14 protein-coding genes and 1 pseudogene are annotated in these 13,606 nt (G+C 70.4%); 4 read left to right on the top strand and 11 right to left on the bottom strand.

Going from position 1 to position 13,606, the window contains the following annotated elements; translation table 11 throughout:
- The 4 genes and pseudogenes from ACVNF4_RS22960 to ACVNF4_RS22945 all read right to left on the bottom strand — a co-directional run.
- Nucleotides 1-254: pseudogene (locus ACVNF4_RS22960) on the bottom strand (serine/threonine protein phosphatase); the annotation flags it as partial.
- Between the two features lie 299 nt (nucleotides 255-553).
- On the bottom strand, nucleotides 554-1,246 hold the full coding sequence (gene fomD / locus ACVNF4_RS22955) for a cytidylyl-2-hydroxypropylphosphonate hydrolase (RefSeq protein ID WP_461804754.1): 693 nt from the start codon (nucleotides 1,244-1,246) through the stop codon (nucleotides 554-556).
- Between the two features lie 82 nt (nucleotides 1,247-1,328).
- Nucleotides 1,329-2,714 (bottom strand): class II fumarate hydratase, encoded by a 1,386-nt coding sequence (locus ACVNF4_RS22950; RefSeq protein WP_461804753.1) that lies wholly within the window; start codon nucleotides 2,712-2,714, stop codon nucleotides 1,329-1,331.
- Nucleotides 2,715-2,811: 97 nt separating this feature from the next.
- On the bottom strand, nucleotides 2,812-3,339 hold the full coding sequence (locus tag ACVNF4_RS22945; protein WP_461804752.1) for a DUF4245 domain-containing protein: 528 nt from the start codon (nucleotides 3,337-3,339) through the stop codon (nucleotides 2,812-2,814).
- A gap of 132 nt (nucleotides 3,340-3,471) precedes the next feature.
- Here ACVNF4_RS22945 and glpX point away from each other — a divergent pair, with 132 nt between their 5' ends.
- Nucleotides 3,472-4,506, top strand: a complete 1,035-nt coding sequence (glpX, locus tag ACVNF4_RS22940) for a class II fructose-bisphosphatase (protein WP_461804751.1) — start codon at nucleotides 3,472-3,474, stop codon at nucleotides 4,504-4,506.
- 82 nt (nucleotides 4,507-4,588) lie between these two features.
- Here the strand turns inward: glpX and ACVNF4_RS22935 are convergent, their stop codons facing one another.
- Complete coding sequence (locus ACVNF4_RS22935; RefSeq protein WP_461804750.1) at nucleotides 4,589-4,957, bottom strand: WhiB family transcriptional regulator; 369 nt, start codon at nucleotides 4,955-4,957, stop codon at nucleotides 4,589-4,591.
- Between the two features lie 128 nt (nucleotides 4,958-5,085).
- Nucleotides 5,086-5,742 carry a DUF1707 SHOCT-like domain-containing protein gene (locus ACVNF4_RS22930; RefSeq protein WP_461804749.1) on the bottom strand — a complete coding sequence of 219 codons (657 nt, stop codon included), beginning with the start codon at nucleotides 5,740-5,742 and terminating at the stop codon, nucleotides 5,086-5,088.
- Nucleotides 5,743-5,908: 166 nt separating this feature from the next.
- Between ACVNF4_RS22930 and ACVNF4_RS22925 the strand changes: the two genes are divergently transcribed.
- On the top strand, nucleotides 5,909-7,579 hold the full coding sequence (locus ACVNF4_RS22925) for a fumarate hydratase (RefSeq protein ID WP_461804748.1): 1,671 nt from the start codon (nucleotides 5,909-5,911) through the stop codon (nucleotides 7,577-7,579).
- Between the two features lie 82 nt (nucleotides 7,580-7,661).
- Here ACVNF4_RS22925 and ACVNF4_RS22920 read toward each other — a convergent pair whose 3' ends face one another.
- The 4 genes from ACVNF4_RS22920 to ACVNF4_RS22905 all read right to left on the bottom strand — a co-directional run bounded on the left by ACVNF4_RS22920 (nucleotide 7,662) and on the right by ACVNF4_RS22905 (nucleotide 11,207).
- Nucleotides 7,662-8,252: a malonic semialdehyde reductase gene (locus ACVNF4_RS22920; RefSeq protein ID WP_461804747.1), complete on the bottom strand. Its 591-nt coding sequence runs from the start codon at nucleotides 8,250-8,252 to the stop codon at nucleotides 7,662-7,664.
- Nucleotides 8,253-8,376: 124 nt separating this feature from the next.
- Nucleotides 8,377-8,598: an exodeoxyribonuclease VII small subunit gene (locus ACVNF4_RS22915; RefSeq protein WP_461804755.1), complete on the bottom strand. Its 222-nt coding sequence runs from the start codon at nucleotides 8,596-8,598 to the stop codon at nucleotides 8,377-8,379.
- Between the two features lie 5 nt (nucleotides 8,599-8,603).
- Nucleotides 8,604-9,827 (bottom strand): exodeoxyribonuclease VII large subunit, encoded by a 1,224-nt coding sequence (xseA, locus tag ACVNF4_RS22910; RefSeq protein WP_461804746.1) that lies wholly within the window; start codon nucleotides 9,825-9,827, stop codon nucleotides 8,604-8,606.
- A gap of 45 nt (nucleotides 9,828-9,872) precedes the next feature.
- Nucleotides 9,873-11,207 (bottom strand): APC family permease, encoded by a 1,335-nt coding sequence (locus ACVNF4_RS22905; protein WP_461804745.1) that lies wholly within the window; start codon nucleotides 11,205-11,207, stop codon nucleotides 9,873-9,875.
- A 105-nt stretch (nucleotides 11,208-11,312) separates the two neighbouring features.
- On the opposite strand from ACVNF4_RS22905, the gene ACVNF4_RS22900 reads away from it, so the two are divergent.
- Nucleotides 11,313-12,329 carry a 4-hydroxy-3-methylbut-2-enyl diphosphate reductase gene (locus tag ACVNF4_RS22900; protein WP_461804744.1) on the top strand — a complete coding sequence of 339 codons (1,017 nt, stop codon included), beginning with the start codon at nucleotides 11,313-11,315 and terminating at the stop codon, nucleotides 12,327-12,329.
- A gap of 84 nt (nucleotides 12,330-12,413) precedes the next feature.
- A complete protein-coding gene (gene ppgK / locus ACVNF4_RS22895; RefSeq protein ID WP_461804743.1) occupies nucleotides 12,414-13,154 on the top strand; it encodes a polyphosphate--glucose phosphotransferase in 741 nt (246 codons plus the stop codon).
- 5 nt (nucleotides 13,155-13,159) lie between these two features.
- On the opposite strand, the gene ACVNF4_RS22890 is transcribed toward ppgK, so the two are convergent.
- Nucleotides 13,160-13,606, bottom strand: a 447-nt coding sequence (locus tag ACVNF4_RS22890; RefSeq protein WP_461804742.1) for a DUF6542 domain-containing protein, incomplete at its 5' end; no start/stop codon positions are given.

Below are 13,606 nucleotides of genomic sequence, written 5' to 3'. Positions count from 1 at the left end.
CCGCCCGGCTGCGCGGGGATGCCCTCCGGCGCGGGGCGCGGGCGGTGGGCGCCCTGCTCGGCGGACTCCGGCTGGGAGTGCTCGGGGTCGTTGCCGTCCTTGCCCGGGTTGCTCTTGCCGTCACCGCCCGGCTCGTAGGGCGGTGTCTCCAGTGCCGCGCCCGGTGCGTGCACCGGGGAACGCAGGAGCGCCCCGCGGGGATCCGCGGGGTCGACGCCCTGAGGGCGTTCGAAGGAGGTCGGGTGCTCCGTCACGCGTGTCGAATCCGTCCGTCCGGGGCTGCGCGCCGTACGCGCAGTCGGTCCCGCAGAAAACCCGATACCCGGAATACGTCCGCCCGGAACGGGAAACCGGCGTGACCGGAGGCTGTTTCCGACGTCCCGGGGGACGACTGGCCGCCGTCCGTACCGGTGTTGCCCTCGTACCCCTCGCTCACGTCCTGCCGCCCCTCGGTGACGTTCGGTCAGACCTGGTGTCTGCTCCGGGAGTTACTGCCGCACTGCCCTTCCGGACGACGATCCTACGGTTGCCGTCCCCGGGCGAATCAAGGGTCTCATGGTGAAGCGTGCACAGGGGTACGGTCCCAGTCCTGCGGCAGGGCCGGTACCTTCCAGGACGGATCCGGGCGCCAGTTCTCCCAGCCGTCCGCGAACGGCGGGCCCCAGGCGCGGATCACCTCCACCGCGGCCCACCCCGCCGACCGCACCCGCTCGGCCACCGAGGCGTCCATCAGCCCGGCCCGCTGCGCCTGCGCGAACTCGTCCTCATCAAGCCATTCCCAACTCCGGTCCGGATGCACGCAGATGTCCAGGAAATGATCCTCGGAGTCCACGCCGCCCGCCCAACGGGCCAGCGGTTCCTCCAGATTGACGTACCAGTTCTTGAACTGCCAGCCCGGTTCCCAGAACAGCCACACCGACCACGGCTCACCGGGCCGCGCGAGCTTCAGCACACCGGTCCCGAACCAGCGGTCGCGCTGCACGGTGTGCGGCTTCGTGTACCGGGTCTCCAGCGGCTCCGCGTGCACCGATGTGCCGTCCGCCATGCGGGGTTTCACACACTCGGTGCCCGGCGCGAGCCAGACCGCGAGGAGGTCGGCGTCGTCCCGTACGACGGTGACGGGGCGGGCGATGTGGATCCCCCGGCCGCCGTTCTCCCGGTAGCGCCACAGGATGCGACTGCCCGGCGCCCAGCGGACGACCTCCGACCCACCACCCACGCCGCTCACCGCTCCGTCGTCTCTCATGACCAGATATTAGGTGCTCAAGCCATCCGGTGAGGTGGCTTCCGCCAGGGTTCTCGCGATCTTAAATCCGCGTCACCGCTGGTTACGGATGTGTCATCCGCAGGACATCCAGGGCCTCGTCGAGCTGTTCGACCGTCAGGTCCCCGCGCTCGACGTACCCGCCCTCGACGACGACCTGTCTGATCGTCTTCCGCTCGGCGAGCGCCTTCTTCGCGACCTTCGCGGCCTCCTCGTACCCGATGTACTTGTTGAGCGGGGTCACCACCGACGGCGACGACTCGGCGTACTCGCGGGCGCGTTCGCGGTGCGCGACGATGCCGTCGACCGTGCGGTCGGCCAGCAGGCGGGAGACGTTCGCCAGGAGGCGGACCGACTCCAGGACGTTCTTCGCGATCACCGGGAGCATCACGTTCAGCTCGAAGTTGCCGGCCGCGCCCGCCGTCGCGACCGTCACGTCATTGCCCGTGACCTGCGCGGCGACCATCAACACGGCTTCCGGGATCACCGGGTTGACCTTGCCCGGCATGATCGAGGAGCCCGGCTGGAGATCGGGCAGCGAGATCTCCGCGAGGCCCGTGCGCGGACCGGAGGACATCCAGCGCAGGTCGTTGGCGATCTTCGTCAGGCCGACCGCGATCGTCCGCAGCTGCCCGCTCGTCTCGACCACGCCGTCCCGCGCGCCCTGCGCCTCGAAGTGGTCGCGGGCCTCCGTCAGAGGCAGTCCGGTGGCGCGGGCCACCTCCTCGATGACGGCCCCCGAGAACCCGGGCGGGGTGTTGATGCCGGTCCCCACCGCCGTGCCGCCGAGGGGGAGTTCGGCGAGCCGGGGCAGGGACGCGCGCAGCCGTTCGACACCGTACGAGACCTGTGCGGCGTACCCCCCGAACTCCTGTCCCAGCGTGACCGGGGTCGCGTCCATCAGGTGCGTGCGCCCCGACTTGACGACGTCCGCGAACTCCTGGGACTTGCGCGTCAGGGCCGCCGCGAGGTGCTCCAGGGCCGGGATCAGGTCGTGCGTGACGGCGGCGGTCGCCGCGATGTGGATGGAGGAGGGGAAGACGTCGTTCGACGACTGGGACGCGTTCACATGGTCGTTGGGGTGCACGTCCCGCCCGAGCCGCTCGGACGCCAGCGTCGCGATGACCTCGTTCGCGTTCATGTTGGACGACGTCCCCGAACCTGTCTGGAACACGTCCACCGGGAAGTGCTCGTCCCACTTCCCCTCGGCGACCTCCGCCGCGGCCTCCTGGATCGCCTGCGCGACGTCCGCGTCCAGCACCTTCAGCTCGGCGTTCACCTTCGCCGCCGCGCCCTTGATCCGGGCCAGCGCCTCGATGTGGGCGCGCTCGATGCGCTGCCCGGACACCGGGAAGTTCTCCACGGCCCGCTGCGTCTGCGCCCGCCACTTCGCGTGTGCCGGGACCCTGACCTCGCCCATGGAATCGTGCTCGATGCGGTAGTCGCTCATGTCCCGTACAGCGATCGGGATCGCTCACTTGTTCCTCGGGCGGGCCCGGTTCACCCGATCCGGTGGCGCCGGGCACGCGGCGCGACGTCCGGGGCGCTCAGGACGTCTTCAGCGCCCGCGCCATCTCCGCGAGCCGGTCGAAGGAGGCCGTGCCGGCGACGACCGTGGTGGAGCCGTCCGCGCCGTTCAGCACGAGCGCGTCGTACCGGCCGCCGCTCCAGCGGGTCCACCGCGCGCCGCCGATCTCGTCGGTGACCTTCGTCGCCTTCGAGCCCTGCGTCGCGTCGTCCACGAACTGGTCGCGCTTCTTCGACGCGGACTGCTCGACCTGGACGTACTGCCCGTCGGGCGCGCTGAAGCCGAGGTGCCAGGCGTCGGCGTCGTCGCCCCGGAAGCGCACCGAGGTCGCCTTCCAGGTGTCCGGGAGACCCACGGGCGCGAGGAGGGGGTACGACGCGGCGCGGCGGGCCGTCGCCAGCTCCACCGTGTAGTCGACGCGCTTGAGGTCGGGCTCCTTGTCGTCGTGCGGGATGAAGAGGTAGATGACCATCGCCGCCAACACGATGAGGCCCAGGGAGAGGATCATGTCCCGGGCCGACTTCTGCTTGCCGTTCGAACCTGCCACGCCCTCCATCGTCGCAGGTGCCCTCCGCGCTCATCCGTGGGGCCCCCTGCTCATTTTTTCGTACTGGAGTTAGAGTCAGGAGTCAGACTCCCCGCCCCGGCCGTCGTCGTATCGGTCAGAAAGGTGCGCCCCGTGTCCGAGCACCATCACTTGCCGTCCGAACTCGATGTCCCCTCCGAGGCGCCCGACCGCAACCTCGCCCTCGAACTCGTCCGGGTCACCGAAGCCGCCGCGATGGCCGCCGGCCGCTGGGTCGGCAAGGGCGACAAGAACGGCGCCGACGGTGCGGCCGTGCGCGCGATGCGGACGCTCGTGTCGACCGTCTCCATGAACGGCGTCGTCGTCATCGGGGAGGGCGAGAAGGACGAGGCGCCGATGCTGTTCAACGGGGAGCGCGTCGGCGACGGGACCGGACCCGAGGTCGACATCGCCGTCGACCCCATCGACGGGACGACCCTCACCGCGAAGGGCATGCCGAACGCGATCGCCGTGCTCGCCGCGACCGAGCGGGGCGCGATGTTCGACCCCTCCGCCGTCTTCTACATGGACAAGCTGGTCACCGGACCCGAGGCGGCCGAGTTCGTCGACATCGACGCACCCGTCGAGGTCAACATCCGGCGCGTCGCCAAGGCGAAGCGGGGCAACCCGGAGGACGTCACCGTCGTCATCCTCGACCGGCCCCGGCACGCCGGGATCATCAAGGAGGTCCGGGAGGCGGGCGCCCGGATCAAGCTGATCACCGACGGGGACGTCGCCGGATCGATCCTCGCGCTACGCGAGGGCACCGGGGTCGACCTGCTCCTCGGGGTCGGCGGGACGCCCGAGGGGATCATCTCCGCCTGCGCCGTGAAATGCCTCGGGGGTGTCATCCAGGGCAAGCTGTGGCCCAAGGACGACGCGGAGCGGCAGCGCGCGCTGGACGCCGGGCACGATCTGGACCGGGTGCTGACGACCGAGGACCTCGTCCAGGGCGAGAACGTGTTCTTCGTCGCCACCGGGATCACGGACGGGGAGCTGCTGCGCGGGGTGCGGTACCGGTCGGAGACCGCGACCACCGACTCGATCGTCATGCGGTCCAAGTCGGGGACGGTACGCCGGATCGACTCGGAGCACCGGCTGCGGAAGCTGCGGGCGTACAGCGCGGTGGACTTCGACCGGGCGAAGTAGGGGTTGTTACAGGGGTTGCAGCTAGGGGGTGCAGCGCCCTCTGTGTGTGAGGGCGCTGCTTCGGGGCGCTGTCGCTACGGCTTCAGCCGGCCTGCGCAACCCTGTCGCCCGTCCGCGCCGCCTTCTTCAGCTCCAGCTCCCTGCGGCGCCTGCGCGCGAGGACGACGCGGCGCTCGGCCGCCGTCAGACCGCCCCAGACCCCGTACGGCTCGGGCTGAAGAAGCGCGTGCTCGCGGCACTGGACCATGACCGGACAACGGGCGCAGACGCGTTTGGCGGCCTCCTCGCGGGAGAGACGAGCCGCGGTGGGCTCCTTCGAGGGGGCGAAGAACAGTCCCGCCTCGTCGCGACGGCACACCGCCTCGGTGTGCCAAGGGGCGTCTTGGTCCCGCACTGGCACCCGCTGTGCCGGAACGGCAGCTACCAGGGACGAATGCGGCGGTTGCAGCACGGTCTACTCCTGACGACGGCTTCGCGAGCGAGAGACGATTGCGAGAGGCGATGCAGCAAGCCCTACCCGCTGTGCGTGTACCTATGCACTGAGTTCTGAACCCTGGTCTCCGCTTTCCTCAGCGGGCGTCAACGGTCCAAATGCTTGTGCAGACTGCGATCCACCTTGCGCTGAACCCGATCGAGAATGTCCGCGACGAGACGCCCGCGCCGGGGCCGGCCCTCGACGCTGCCGAGTACCGCCCAGCCGTCCAGATACACCACCGGCGCGTTCGGATCGCCCGAGTCGAGCGTGCTCACCTCGAAGCTGCCGAGGACACCGCCGCCGGTACCCCGCAGCGACACGTTCTCCGGGACCCGGACCTCCACACTCCCGAACACCGCGTACGCCTTGATGACGACCTGCTGGTACTCGAAGAGCGCCTCACTGAGGTCGATCTCGACGCTCCCGAACACCGCGTACGCATGGATCCGCCGCCCCGCGCGCCAGCGCCCGCGCCGGGTGGCACTGCTGAAGACGGCGACGATGTTCTCGTCCGGGTCGGCCGGGAGCGCCGTCTCCGCCGGGCGGGGCGGGGCCGTCGTCCGCGTCGGGTGGGCGACGGGGAGGTCCTTGACGAACACCTCCAGCTCGCCGACCGTCTTCGCGGCGAGCACGCCCTCGACGCGCTCGGCGTGCTCGTCAGCCGTGAGACGGCCCTCTGCCAGGGCGTCCCGCAGGATGTCGGCGACGCGGTCGCGGTCGGCGTCCGAGGCGCGCAGGTCGGTCTGCTTCTGAAGGTCCACGACAGCAGCGTACCCACACACGATAGATCGCGACACCCCTCCTGTGTTTTCAGTGTCATCGAACTAAGCCTTGCCTCACCAAGGCGTTGTCAGTGGCAGGTTCTAGTCTGGAGAACGCTTGCCAATGGAGGCCGGCCGCTGACCCGTCAAGTGAGGAATGGGCTCGATGCCTGAGTTCGCGTACACCGATCTGCTCCCTCTGGGAGAGGACACCACGCCCTACCGCCTGGTGACCTCCGAAGGCGTCTCCACCGTCGAGGGGCCGGACGGGCGGACGTTCCTCAAGGTCGAGCCCGAGGCGCTGCGCACGCTCGCGGCGGAGGCTGTCCACGACATCCAGCACTACCTGCGCCCCGCGCACCTCGCGCAGCTGCGCCGGATCGTCGACGACCCGGAGGCGTCCTCCAACGACAAGTTCGTCGCCCTCGACCTGCTGAAGAACGCGAACATCGCGGCGGCGGGCGTCCTGCCGATGTGCCAGGACACCGGCACGGCGATCGTCATGGGCAAGCGCGGACAGAACGTACTGACGCAGGGCGAGGACGAGAAGGCCCTCTCGCACGGCATCTACGACGCCTACCTGAACCTGAACCTGCGCTACTCGCAGATGGCTCCGATCACCATGTGGGAGGAGAAGAACACCGGCTCCAACCTCCCCGCGCAGATCGAGCTGTACGCCACCGACGGCGGCGCCTACAAGTTCCTCTTCATGGCCAAGGGCGGCGGCTCCGCCAACAAGTCCTTCCTGTACCAGGAGACCAAGGCCGTCCTGAACGAAGCCTCCATGATGAAGTTCCTGGAGGAGAAGATCCGTTCGCTCGGCACGGCCGCCTGCCCGCCGTACCACCTCGCGATCGTCGTCGGCGGGACGTCCGCCGAATACGCCCTGAAGACCGCGAAGTACGCCTCCGCGCACTACCTCGACGAGGCCCCCACCGAGGGCTCCGCGCTCGGGCACGGCTTCCGGGACAAGGAGCTGGAGGAGAAGGTCTTCGAGCTGACGCAGAAGATCGGGATCGGCGCGCAGTTCGGCGGCAAGTACTTCTGCCACGACGTCCGTGTCATCCGCCTCCCGAGGCACGGCGCGTCCTGCCCCGTCGCCATCGCCGTCTCCTGCTCCGCCGACCGCCAGGCCGTCGCGAAGATCACCGCCGAGGGCGTGTTCCTGGAGCAGTTGGAGACGGACCCGGCGAGGTTCCTGCCGGAGACGACGGACGAGCACCTCGACTCCGGGGAGGACGTCGTCCGGATCGACCTCAACCAGCCCATGGACACGATCCTCGCCGAGCTGACGAAGTACCCGGTGAAGACCCGCCTCTCCCTCACCGGTCCCCTCGTCGTCGCCCGCGACATCGCCCACGCGAAGATCAAGGAGCGGCTCGACGCGGGCGAGGACATGCCGCAGTACCTGAAGGACCACCCGGTGTACTACGCCGGCCCGGCCAAAACCCCCGAGGGCTACGCCTCAGGCTCCTTCGGCCCCACGACAGCCGGCCGCATGGACAGCTACGTCGAACAGTTCCAGGCAGCCGGCGGCTCCAAGGTCATGCTCGCCAAGGGCAACCGCTCCCAGCAGGTCACCAACGCCTGCGACACCCACGGCGGCTTCTACCTCGGCTCCATCGGCGGCCCCGCCGCCCGCCTCGCCCAGGACTGCATCAAGAAGGTCGAGGTCGTCGAGTACGAGGAACTCGGCATGGAGGCCGTCTGGAAGATCGAGGTCGAGGACTTCCCCGCCTTCATCGTCGTCGACGACAAGGGCAACGACTTCTTCCAGGATCCCGCCCCGTCGCCGACGTTCACGACGATTCCGGTGCGGGGGCCTGGGCTGGGCTGACGTCGGCTTCCCGGTTTCCTGACCGGGAAACGTGAAGCAGGGGCACCCAGATGCTGGGTGCCCCTGCTTTGTGCGGCGTCCGTCAGACGGTCGTGACGACGTCGTCGTACGCGAGACGCGGGGAGCGCGGGTAGGAGGCGCCCTCGCCCGGCTTGCCGATGTTGATGACCATCAGGGGGGTGTGGTCCTCGTCGAGGAACTCCTTGCGGACGCCCTCGAAGTCGAGGCCGGTCATCGGGCCGGCGGCGAGGCCGGCGGCGCGGATGCCGATGATGAAGTACGCGGCCTGGAGGGCGGCGTTGACCGTGGCGGAACCCTCACGGGCCGGGCGCTCGGCGAAGAAGAGGTCCTTGGCCTGGGGGAACGCCGGGAACAGGGCCGGCAGCTCCTCGTGGAACTCGTTGTCCGCGGAGAGGATCGCGACCAGCGGGGCGGTCGACGTCTTGGCCTGGTTGCCCTCGGCCATGTGCTGCACGAGGCGCTCGCGGGCCTCGGGGGAGCGGACGAGGGTGATGCGCAGGGGCGTCTGGTTGAACGCCGTGGGGCCGAACTTGACCAGGTCGTAGATCGCCTGGATCTGCTCGTCGGTCACCGGCTCGTCCGTGAAGGCGTTCGCGGTGTGGGCCTCGCGGAACAGCAGGTCCTGGGCGGTGGGGTCGAGAACGAGAGACATGCGTGGCTTTCCTTAGGTGCACGTCCCGATCCGGGACGCCGGACCGGTTGACGTGCACGACGGTACGCCATTGAAGTTCAACGTTCAACCAAACCTTGCCTCAGTCAACCTTGAGTGCTCCAGCTCACTCCCCCTCCTCCTCGTCCCCCTCCGCCAGCGCCGCGTCCAACCGCGCCCGCGCCCCCTCCAGCCACCGCCGGCACACCTTCGCCAGCTCCTCCCCGCGCTCCCACAGCGCGAGCGACTCCTCCAGCGTCGTCCCGCCCGCCTCCAGGCGGCGCACCACGTCGATCAGCTCGTCCCTCGCCTGCTCGTAACCGAGGGTCTCGTCCCGCGTACCGGTCATCTCCGTCATTCCTGTGCTCCCCGCTCCTGAACCCGTACCGTCAGCTCACCCTGGGCGACCCGGGCGCGCAGTGTCTCGTCCGCCGCGACCTCGTCCGGATCGCGGACCACGTGGCCGTCGGACCGTTGCAGCACCGCGTACCCCCGCTTCAGCGTCGCGGCGGGGGAGAGCGCCACCACGCGCGCGTGCGTGTGCGCCAGCTCCGATTCCGCGCGGTCCAGCTGATGGCCCAGCGTGCGGCGCGAGCGCTCCAGGAGGGACGCGACGTGGTCCTCCCGCTCGGCCACCATCCGGTGCGGATCCTGTATCGCCGGCCGCGCGAGCGCGTGCGCCAGCCCCCGCTCCTCCCGGTCCACGAACCCCTCCACACAACGCCGGGCCCGGCCCCGCAGCATCCGCACGCGCTCCAGCTCCTCCCCGACGTCCGGGACGACCCTCTTCGCGGCGTCCGTCGGCGTCGAGGCGCGCAGGTCCGCGACATGGTCGAGCAGCGGGTTGTCCGGCTCGTGGCCGATCGCCGAGACGACCGGCGTACGGCACGCCGCGACCGTCCGCACGAGCTGTTCGTCCGAGAACGGCAGAAGATCCTCGACGCTGCCGCCCCCGCGCGCGACGACGATCACGTCCACCTCCTCCATCGCGTCCAGCTCCTTCACGGCCTGGACGACCTGCGTCACCGCGTGCACCCCCTGCACCGCGACGTTCCGCACCTCGAAGCGGACGGCCGGCCACCGGTGCCGGGCGTTCTCCAGGACATCCCGCTCCGCCGCCGACGCGCGCCCGCACACCAGCCCGATCAACTGCGGCAGGAACGGCAGCCGCTTCTTGCGCTCCGCCGCGAACAGCCCCTCGCTCGCCAGCGCCTTCTTCAACTGCTCCAGCCGCACCAGCAGTTCCCCGACCCCCACGGGCCGGATCTCCACGGCCCGCAGAGACAACTGCCCGCGCGGCGCGTACCACTCGGGCTTCGCGTGGACGACGACCCGGGCGCCCTCCCCGACGACATCGGCGACCGCGTCGAAGACCTGCCGGAAACACGTCACCCCCACGGAGATGTCATGCGCCGGGTCCCGCAGCGTCAGAAAGACGACGCCCGCCCCCGGCCTGCGCGACAACTGCGTGATCTGCCCCTCGACCCACACCGCCCCCAGCCGGTCGATCCAACTCCCGATGAGCCGCGACACCTCCCCGACAGGCAGCGGGGCTTCCGCAGACGTGTTGACAGCCATGCGGACGAGACTATCGGCCACCACCGACAACGGCCCCGAGCCGGCTCAGCCGGCCCGCCCCCGCTGCCCCACCAGCACCCCCAACCCCACGGCCAGCCACACCGCCCCCACCGCCAGCGCCGTCCCCGACGCCTCCACGATCACCGCGACCGTGATCACCACCCCCAGCGCGGGCACCACGGCATGCCGCCACCACCTCACCTCCCCACCCGCGCGCCGCACCACGAACCACCCGATCACACTCGCGTGCAGCAGCGTGAACGCCGTCAGCGCCCCGACGTCCACGACGGAGACGAGATGATCCATCCCGTCGTCACGCCGGGCGGCCCAGACGGCGGCGACCAGCGTGACACCGGCCGAGCACAGGAGCGCGACCCTGGGCACGCCGGACGACGTTCTCGACAGCCCGCGCGGGAGGCGCCCGTCCCTCGACATCGCGAACAGCAGGCGCCCGGCGGCAGCCTGCCCCGCCAGCGCCGCGAACGCCGCCCCGACCGCCTTGCCGACGGCGACGAGATCGTGCAGCCACCCCCCGACGGACGCCTCCACGGCGTCGTAGAAGGCCGAACCCTGCCGGGCGGGCTCCGCGGCGAGCCGGGCCGAGGAGAGGGGCTCCAGGAGGGCGATCAGGTACGTCTGGGCGATGAAGAGGACGCCGGCGAGGGCGAGGCAGAACAGCAGCGCGCGGGCGACCCGGGAGGAGCCGCCCGTGACCTCCTCCGCGAACGAGGCGACCGCGTCGAACCCGAGGTACGACAGCACCGCCACCGACACCGCCCCCAGGACGGCCGACACCGCGAACCCCTGCGAGCCGTCCCCCGTGAACGGCGACAGCCACCCCCGCTCGGCACCGTCCCGCGCGAGGACGACGACAGCCGACACGACGAACACCAGCAGGACGACGATCTCCATGGCCAGCACCAGGAACCCCGCACGGGCCGCCGCGCGCACGCCCCAGAGGTTCAGGAGCGTCGTCACGACGACCGCGAGGGCCGTCCACACCCACCGGGACACCTCCGGGACCAGCGAGTTCATCGCGATCCCGGAGAACAGGTAGGCGACGGCCGGGATCAGGACGTAGTCCAGCGCCGCCATCCACCCGGCGACGAACCCGGCCCCTTTCCCGAGCCCCACGCGCGCGTAGGCGAACACCGAGCCCGCCTGCGGGGCCACCCGCACCATCTGGGCGTAACTGAACGCGGTGAACGCCATGGCGGCCGTCGCGACGACGTACACGAGAGCGACCGCGCCGTGCGACTTCGCGTCGAGCGTCCCGTACACCCCGACCGGCGCCATGGGGGCGATGAACAGCAGCCCGTAGACGACGAGGTCACGGAAGCCGAGGGTGCGGCGCAGACCGGACGAGTGTTCATCGGCCATCAGGTGCCTCCGCTGCCACTGTCCACGCACGCGTACACGTACACGTACGCGTGCCGACAGTCTCGCCGTCCGGAGGATCTTCGGCCCCCCGGACGCACCCGTACGATGGGACGCATGACCGCTTCGCCGCGCCGCCGTGTCCTGCTCGCCGCCCCCCGGGGCTACTGCGCGGGTGTGGACCGCGCCGTGATCGCCGTCGAGAAGGCCCTCGAACAGTACGGGGCCCCGATCTACGTCCGGCACGAGATCGTCCACAACAAGTACGTCGTCCAGACCCTGGAGAACAAGGGCGCGATCTTCGTCGAGCGCACGGAGGAGGTGCCTCCCGGGAACATCGTGATGTTCTCGGCGCACGGCGTCGCCCCCGTCGTCCACGAGGAGGCCGCGCGCGGGAACCTCGCCACGATCGACGCGACCTGCCCCCTGGTGACGAAGGTCCACAAGGAGGCCGTCCGGTTCGCGAACGAGGACTACGACATCCTCCTGATCGGGCACGAGGGCCACGAGGAGGTCATCGGGACCTCCGGTGAGGCCCCGGACCACATCCAGCTCGTCGACGGCCCCAAGGACGTCGAGAAGATCACCGTCCGCGACGAGTCGAAGGTCGTCTGGCTCTCCCAGACGACGCTGTCGGTCGACGAGACGATGGAGACCGTCGACGCCCTCAAGACGAAGTTCCCGGGCCTCATCTCCCCGCCGAGTGACGACATCTGCTACGCGACGCAGAACCGGCAGCTCGCGGTCAAGCAGATGGGCGCCGAGGCGGAGCTGGTGATCGTCGTCGGCTCCCGCAACTCCTCCAACTCCAAGCGGCTCGTGGAGGTCGCCAAGCTCGCCGGCTCGCGCGAGTCGTACCTCGTGGACTTCGCGAGCGAGATCGAGGAGGCGTGGCTGGAGGGCGTGACCACGGTCGGCGTGACGTCCGGCGCGTCCGTCCCCGAGGTCCTCGTCGAAGAGGTCCTGGAGTGGCTGTCCGCGCGCGGGTACGGCGATGTCGAGCTGGTCAAGGCGGCCGAGGAGTCGATCGTCTTCTCGCTGCCGAAGGAACTGCGCCGCGATCTGCGGGACGAGGCGGCGGCGCTGGTCGCCGAGCGCGGCGGGAGCGGTCCGGACGCCGCCTGAAAAAGCGGCCTGAGGAAGCGGCCTGAAAGCTGCCTCGACGGCCTCGGGCGGGTGACTGTCAGTGGGCCGTCGTAACGTGGGGCCATGCAGATCTTCGGCGTGGACATCGGCGGATCAGGGATCAAGGGCGCCCCTGTGGACCTCGGCAAGGGGGACCTGGCGGCGGAGCGCTGCAAAGTGCTCACGCCGCACCCCGCGACGCCCGACTCGGTGGCCGACGGCGTGAAGGAGGTCGTCGAGCACTTCGGCTGGACGGGCCCCGTGGGCCTCACGTTCCCGGGCGTGGTGACCGGCGGGTCCACGGTGCGCACGGCGGCCAACGTCGACAAGAGCTGGATAGACACCGACGCGCGTGCGCTGTTCTCCGAGCGCCTCGGCGGCCTCCCGGTGACCGTGGTGAACGACGCGGACGCCGCGGGCGTCGCCGAGATCAACTTCGGCGCCGGGCAGGGCCGCAAGGGGACGGTCATCCTCCTGACCTTCGGCACCGGCATAGGCAGCGCCCTCTTCACCGACGGCGTGCTCGTCCCCAACACCGAGCTGGGCCACCTCGAACTCCACGGCCACGACGCCGAGACCCGCGCCTCCAGCAAGGCCAGGGAGGACGGCGAGCTGACCTGGGAGCACTGGGCCCACCGGGTGACGAAGTACCTCGCGCACGTCGAGATGCTCTTCTCGCCCGAACTGTTCATCATCGGCGGCGGGGTGAGCCGCAAGGCACAGAAGTTCCTGCCGTACGTCCAGGGCATCAAGGCGGAGATCGTCCCGGCGCAGCTCCAGAACAACGCGGGGATCGTGGGGGCGGCGATGCGGGCCGCCGAGTAGCGCCGTCAGCGGCGTCGGCGCGGCCACACCCGGCGGACGGTGACGGTCACCAACGCCGCCAGCGTCCCCCCGTACAGCCACCCCGCCTGCGTCGCCAGCGCCGTCACCAGCCCCATCAGCGTCCCCCCGAACCCGCCCCCGCCGTCCGCCACGAACAGGATCCCGACGGCGAAGGCGATCGGGAGGACGACCGGCGCGGAGAGCAGGTCGCCGCGGCGGGTCCAGAGGGCCGTCAGCAGGCAGACGGGCAGGTAGAGGATCGCGTAGACCGTCGTCGAGCCCCCCACCAGGAGGTTGACGAGCAGGCCCAGCGCCGTCATGAGCGTCGCGCTGAACAAGCCGCTGCCGAGGCCGGTGAGGCGGGGGGTGGGGTAGCGGGAGGCCGCCGGGGGAGGGGTGCTGCGGCGGGGTTTCGGCGGGCCGGGGGGTGCGGTGCGGCGGGCGGGTTTCCG

The sequence above is a fragment of the Streptomyces sp. S6 genome, assembly GCF_054880855.1.
The sequence above is the reverse complement of the archived record's forward strand: the minus strand, read 5'-3'. Positions and strand labels throughout refer to the sequence as shown.